Below are 7,326 nucleotides of genomic sequence, written 5' to 3' on the forward strand. Positions count from 1 at the left end.
CTCAAGTCCAACCTCGGACACGCCCAGGCCGCCGCCGGTGTCGGCGGCGTCATCAAGATGGTCATGGCCCTGCGGCAGGAAGAGCTGCCCGCGTCCCTGAACGTGAGCGAGCCCAGCGCGCTCGTCGACTGGGAGTCCGGCGGCGTCGAGGTCCTCACCGAGGCCCGCCCGTGGCCCGCCGTCGAGGACCGGGCCCGGCGCGCCGGTGTCTCGTCCTTCGGCATCAGCGGCACCAACGCCCACGTCATCCTCGCCGAAGCCCCCGCGACCGAGCCGGCCGCATCCGGGCCCGGCTCCGGGGACGACGACGCCGCGCCCCTCTGGGTGCTGTCCGGCCGTACCGACGCGGCGCTGCGCGCCCAGGCCACCGCACTCGTCGACGCCCTGACCGCCTCCGACGAGGTGGCGGACCGTGACCTCGGCCGCGCTCTGGCCACCACCCGTACCGCGCTCGATCACCGCGCGGCCGTCACCGCCGAGGACCGCTCCGAGGCCGTCGCGGCGCTGGCCGCGCTCGGCCGCGGCGAGCCGCACTCCGCGCTGACGCTCGGCACGGCACGCCCCGACGACGGTCTCGCCTACCTCTTCACCGGGCAGGGCAGCCAACGCGTCGGCATGGGCCGTGAGTTGTACGCGAGCGAGCCGGTCTTCGCCGCCGCCCTCGACGCGGTGTGCGCCGAACTCGACGCCTGCCGCAGCTCCGTGCCCGGTACTCCGCCGATCCGCGAGGTGATGTTCGACGACGCCGAGGCGCTCAACCGGACCGAGAACACCCAGTGCGCCCTCTTCGCCCTCCAGGTGGCGCTGTTCCGGCTCCTTGAGCACCGGGGCCTGGCTCCGGACGCCGTGCTCGGCCACTCCATCGGCGAGTTCGCCGCCGCCCATGTCGCCGGGATCCTCACCCTGCCGGACGCCTGTGCCCTGGTCGCCGCGCGCGGCCGGCTCATGCAGGCCCTGCCGGCCGGTGGCGCGATGCTGGCCGTCCAGGCGTCGCAGGAGGAGGTCCTCCCGCTCCTCGAAGGCCGCGAGCACGAGGTGAGCATCGCCGCCGTCAACGGCCCCCTGGCCGTCGTCGTCTCCGGCGACGTCGAGGCCGTCGAGCAGGTCGCCGAGGCGTTCGCCGCCTCCGGCCGCAAGACGCGCCGGCTCGTCGTCAGTCACGCCTTCCACTCGCACCGCATGGACGGGATGCTCGACGCCTTCGCGGCCGTGACCGCGGGCGTCGCGTACGCGGAGCCGCGTATCGCCATGGTGTCCACCGTCACCGGCGGACCCGTCGACGTCACCGCCGACTACTGGGTGCAGCAGGTGCGCCGGGAAGTGCGGATGTCCGACGGTCTGGCGGCGCTCCACGGCCTCGGGATGCGGACCTTCCTCGAACTCGGCCCGGACGGTGTGCTTTCGGCGCTGGGCCAGGACTGCCTCGACGACGACGCGCTGGCGTTCGTCCCCGTGCTGCGGCGCGGCAGGTCCGAGCACCGCACCCTGGCCGCCGCGCTCGGCGCCCTGCACGTCCGTGGCCGAGGCCCGGACTGGGACGCCGTGTTCGGCCCGGGACCGACGCCCGGACTGCCCACGTACGCCTTCCAGCGGGAGCGGTACTGGCTGACCGCGCGCGGCACCGAAGGAGCGGCCGGTCACCCGCTGCTCGGCCCCGCCGTCGAACTCGCCGAATCCGGGCAGGTCGTCCTGACCGCCCGGCTCGGCCGCCGTACCCACCCCTGGCTCGCCGACCACGCCGTCCTCGGTTCGGTCCTGCTGCCCGGCACCGCCTTCCTCGAACTCGCCGCCCGCGCGGGCTCGCAGACCGGTACGCCGCGGGTCGCCGAACTCACCCTGCTCGCACCGCTGGTGATCCCCGAGGAGGGCCGCGCCGAGGTGCAGCTCGTCGTGGCCGCATCCGGCGACGACGGACAGCGGGCGCTGACCGTGCACGCCCGCACCGAGACGCCGGACGGCGCCGTCGAGCCGTGGACCCTGCACGCCACCGGAGCCCTCGCCCCGCACGACGGAGCCCCCGCGACCGCGACGGGCCTGCCCTCCGCCGAGGCCGAGCCGCTGGCCGTCGACGGCTGCTACGACGAGCTGGCCACCGCGGGATACGCCTACGGGCCCGTCTTCCAGGGCCTGCGCGCCGCGTGGCGGCACGGCACGGACCTCGTCGCCGAGGTCGCCCTTCCGCCGTCCGTCACCGACGCCGCCTCGTACGGGCTGCACCCGGCGCTGCTCGACGCGGCCCTGCACCCGATCGTCATGACGGCGCTGGACGACGGCAACCGCCGCCTGCTGCCCTTCTCCTGGCACGGTGTGACCGTCCGCCAGCCCGGCGCCCGTACCGCCCGCGTGGTCATCACCACCACGGGGCCGGACGCGGTGTCGCTGACCCTGCTCGACGAGTCCCGCGCGGTGGTCGCCGAGGTCGAGGAACTGGTCCTGCGCCCGGTGAGCGACGAGGTGGCCGTCCCGCGGTCCCTCCACCGGCTGGACTGGATCCCGGCCACGGTGGACCGGGAGCCGTCGCCGTCGGCCGCCGCGCTCGGCGCCGCCGACCTGGGCGTCGGTGCGCTGTACGCCGATCTCACGGCCCTGGGCGAGGCCCTCGACGCGGGGCTTCCCGCCCCCGCGGTGGTCTTCGCGCCGCTCGCGGACCTCGGGGACTCCGGTGACGTCACCGGTCCCGTGGAGCGCGCCGACGGGTCGGGGGCCGGATCCCGGACCGCCGTGCACCGTGCGCTCGCCCTGCTCCAGAAGTGGCTGACCGACGACCGGCTCGCCGACTCCCGGCTGGTGCTCGTCACCCGGGCCGCCGTGGCCACGGCGGCGGACGCCGACGTGGACCCCGACCTCGCCGCCGTATGGGGTCTGGCCCGCTCGGCGCAGACCGAGAACCCCGGACGGATCGGGCTCCTCGACGTGGGGTCGGCAGCCGATTGCCGTACCGCCCTGCCGCTCATCGGTGCGGAGCACCAACTCGCCGTACGAGGCGAGGAGTTGCTTGTACCGATGCTCGGCCGGGCGATGGGCGACGGTTCTCTGGTTCCCCCGGCCGGAGTCACGGCCTGGCGGCTCGGGGTCCGTGACCGCGGGACCCTGGACCACCTGGCGCTCGAACCCTGCCCGGAGGCCCTGGCCCCGCTGGCCGACGGCGAGGTACGCATCGCCGTGCGCGCCGCGGGCGTCAACTTCCGCGACGTCCTGAACACCCTCGGCCTCTACCCCGGCGACCCCGGTCTGCTCGGCCTCGAAGGCGCCGGTGTGGTCACCGAGGTCGGGCCCGGTGTCACCGGTCTCGACGTCGGCGACCGGGTCATGGGCCTGTTCTCCGGGGCGTTCGGCCCGGTGGTCGTCGCCGATCAGCGGCGGGTCGCCGTGATGCCCGGCGACTGGACCTTCGCCCAGGCGGCGTCCGCGCCCATCGTGTTCCTCACCGCGTACCACGCCCTGGTCGACCTGGCCGGCCTGACCGCGGGCGAACGCGTCCTGATCCACGCCGCCGCCGGCGGCGTCGGGATGGCCGCCGTCCAGCTGGCCCGGCATCTCGGGGCGGAGGTGTACGGCACGGCGGGCCCCGGTAAGTGGGACGCCCTGCGTTCCCTCGGCCTGGAAGGCGCGAACCTGGCGTCGTCCCGCACCCTGGACTTCGAGTCCGCGTTCGGCGCCGCCACCGAGGGCCGTGGCATGCACGTCGTACTGAACTCGCTCGCCGGTGAGTTCATCGACGCCTCCCTGAGGCTGCTGCCGAACGGCGGCCGCTTCGTGGAGATGGGCAAGACCGATCTGCGCGACCCGGAACAGGTCGCGGCCGACCACCCCGGGGTGAACTACGGCTTCTTCGATCTGCTCCAGGAGCCGACGGAGCGGATCGCCGAACTCCTCACGGACGTGCTGCGGTTGCTGTCCTCGGGCGCGCTCACTCCGCTGCCGCTGAGCACCTGGGACGTACGCCGGGCACCGGAGGCGTTCCGACACGTCAGCCAGGCCCGCCACATCGGCAAGGTGGTCCTCACCCTGCCGGCGGCCCTCGACCCGGACGGTACGGTCCTGGTCACCGGCGCCACCGGCGCCCTCGGCGGGCTCGTCTCGCGGCATCTGGTCACCGAGCACGGCGCCCGCCGTCTGCTCCTCGTCAGCCGCCGGGGTCCCGACGCGCCGGACGCCCGGGAACTGGCTTCCGAGCTCACCGAGTTGGGCGCGCAGGTGACTCTCGCCGCCTGTGACACCGCCGACCGCGACGCGCTCGCGCAGCTGCTCACCGGCGTACGGCTGACCGCCGTCGTCCACGCGGCAGGGGTGCTCGACGACGGTGTGATCACCGCCCTCACCCCGGAGCGCCTCGACACGGTGCTCGCCCCCAAGGCCGCCGCGGCCCGCAATCTGCACGAGCTGACCGCGGACCACGACCTCGCGGCCTTCGTCCTCTTCTCCTCCGTCATGGGCGTCATCGGTGGTGCCGGCCAGGGCAACTACGCCGCGGCCAACACCTACCTCGACGCCCTGGCCCAGCACCGCAGGGCACAGCGCCTCCCCGCCCTCTCGCTGGCCTGGGGCATGTGGGCGGACACCGCGGGACGACCGGGCGCCGCCGGAATGGCGGGGTCCCTGTCCGGAGCCGACCGGGGTCGGCTCGCCCGGACCGGCCTCGCGCCCATCGACCGGACGGAGGGCCTGGCCCTGCTCGACGCGGCACTGCGCATGGACACCGCCGCGCTCGTCCCCGCTCCGCTCGACCGTGCCACCCTCGCCGCACTGGGCACCCAACTGCCCACCGTGCTGCGGGATCTGGCGCCGGCCTCACCGCGACCGGCCCAGGCGGCGGCCACCGCCGCGGCCCCGACGACCGCGACCCTGCGCGACCGGCTCGCCGCACTGGCCCCGGCCGAGCGGGAGGAACTGCTCCTCGACCTCGTCCGGGTGCAGACCGCCGCCGTGCTCGGCCGATCCTCCGCGTCCGGCATTCCCGCCGACCGGTCCTTCAAGGACATGGGCTGCGACTCGCTGACGCTCGTGGAACTCCGCAACAGGCTGCAGACCAGCGCCGATCTGCGACTGCCCGCGACCTTCCTGTTCAACTACCCCACGCCGCTGGCGGTCGTGGCCCATCTGCACAGCGAACTGGCCCCGGCCGAGGCGGAGTCCGTCGCCTCCGGCGACTCGCAGGCCGTACCCGGCCTGGTCGAACTCGACGGCCTCGAAGCGGCGCTCGCCGCACTGCCGGACGACACCCGGGACGACGTCAGGGACGAGATCGTCCAACGACTTCAGGCCCTGGTGGCCCGCGTACCGGCTCAGCGGACCCAGGCCGACGACAAGGATCTGGCCGCACGGGTCGAGTCGGCCTCGGTCGACGAGCTCCTCGCGTTCATCGACTCCGAACTCTGACCCCGATCCCCACTCCGACCACAACTCCACCCGCGCACCGCACGGACCCGGACCTCGGTCCGCTCATCCTGTTCGCCGCGCGCGGCACGCCCGGGCACATCCCACGGGCGTGCCGTGCCCGGACCGCGCACACGCACAACTTCACGACGCCTACGGGGGCATCATCGTCATGACAACACCGGACAACGACAAACTCGTCGAATACCTCAAGCGCCTCACCGTCGACCTCCACCAGTCCCGTCAGCGGGTCCGTGAGCTGGAGGCCGGCACCAACGATCCGATCGTGATCGTCGGCATGGGGTGCCGTTTCCCGGGCGGGGTGGACTCGCCCGAGGCGCTGTGGCAGGTCGTTGCCCAGCAGCGCGATGTGATCTCCGGACTCCCCACCGACCGCGGCTGGGACCTCGACGGTCTCTACCACCCGGACCCGGACCACTCCGGCACGTCCTACGTGCGCGACGGTGGATTCCTGAGCGGCGCCGCCGAGTTCGACCCCGCGTTCTTCGGGATCGCTCCCCGCGAGGCGCTGGCGATGGACCCGCAGCAGCGGCTGCTCCTCGAAGTGTCGTGGGAGGCCCTGGAGCGGGCGGGAATCGCCCCCGGAACGCTGCACGGCACGTCGACGGGCGTGTTCCTGGGCGCGATCGCCCAGGAGTACGGTCCGCGCCTTGGTGAGGCGGCGGCGGGTTCCGCCGGGTTCGGTCTGACGGGCACGACGTCGAGCGTGGCCTCGGGCCGGGTGGCCTACACCCTGGGCCTGCAGGGCCCCGCGCTCACGGTCGACACGGCATGCTCCTCCTCCCTCGTCGCGCTGCATCTCGCCGTACAGGCCTTACGGTCCGGCGAGTGCTCGCTGGCCCTCGCGGGCGGTGTGACGGTCATGTCGACACCCGGCATCTTCGTCGAGTTCTCGCGTCAGCGGGGGCTCGCGGCGGACGGCCGCTGCAAGTCGTTCTCCGCGGACGCCGACGGTACGGCGTGGGCCGAGGGCGTCGGTGTCCTCATCGTCGAGCGGCTGTCCGACGCCCGTCGGCTCGGTCATGAGGTCCTTGCCGTGGTCGCCGGGACGGCCGTCAACCAGGACGGCGCGTCCAACGGACTCACCGCGCCCAGCGGCCCCGCTCAGGAGCGGGTCATCCGGGCCGCCGTCCAGGACGCCGGGGTCTCGTTCTCCGGAGTCGACGCGGTCGAGGCCCACGGCACCGGCACCGTCCTCGGCGACCCCATCGAGGCACAGGCGCTCCTCGCCACGTACGGCAGCGAGCGTGACGGCGGTCAGCCCCTCATGCTGGGCTCCCTCAAGTCCAACCTCGGACACGCCCAGGCCGCCGCCGGCGTCGGCGGCGTCATCAAGATGGTCATGGCCCTGCAGCACGGTGAGCTGCCCGCGTCCCTGAACGTGAGCAAGCCCAGCGAGCTGGTGGACTGGGAGTCCGGCGGCGTGCACGTGCTGACCGAGCCGCGCCCGTGGCCCGCCGTCGAGGACCGGGCCCGGCGGGCCGGTGTCTCGTCCTTCGGCATCAGCGGCACCAACGCCCACGTCATCCTGGCCGAGGCTCCGGCGGCCGAGCCGGTCGCCGGGGACGCGCCCGAGCGTCCCGAGGCCGGTGCCGGTCTGCCGTGGATGGTGTCGGCGCGTTCGGCCGATGCGCTCGCCGAGGCCGCGGGCCGACTGGCCGAGTATGTACGGGCACGGCCCGAGCTCAGCCCGGCCGATGTGGCGTTCTCCCTGGCCGCCAAGCGGTCCGCCTTCGAGTCCCGAGCCGTGATCCCGGGCGCCGAGGGGAGGGACGGGCTCCTCGCCGGTCTCGACGAGCTCGCCTCCCGCGAGGTCGACGGTGAGAACGGCGTGTCCCCTTCCCGAGCCGTCTTCGTGTTCCCCGGGCAGGGGTCGCAGTGGGTCGGGATGGCAGTCGCACTCCTCGACTCCTCCCCCGTCTTCGCCCA

At 74.1% G+C, this 7,326-nt stretch carries 2 protein-coding genes; both read left to right on the forward strand.

All coding sequences use genetic code 11. The annotated features are described in order from the left end of the window. Positions 1 to 5,379 (forward strand): type I polyketide synthase (locus E0F75_RS39595; RefSeq protein ID WP_229315894.1); only part of this gene is annotated, 5,379 nt, incomplete at its 5' end. A gap of 169 nt (positions 5,380 to 5,548) precedes the next feature. After that, on the forward strand, positions 5,549 to 7,326 hold a 1,778-nt coding region (locus tag E0F75_RS39600), incomplete at its 3' end, for a type I polyketide synthase (RefSeq protein ID WP_229315895.1).

Source organism: Streptomyces sp. CB02980 (assembly GCF_014451325.2).
Taxonomy (GTDB): Bacteria; Actinomycetota; Actinomycetes; order Streptomycetales; family Streptomycetaceae; genus Streptomyces.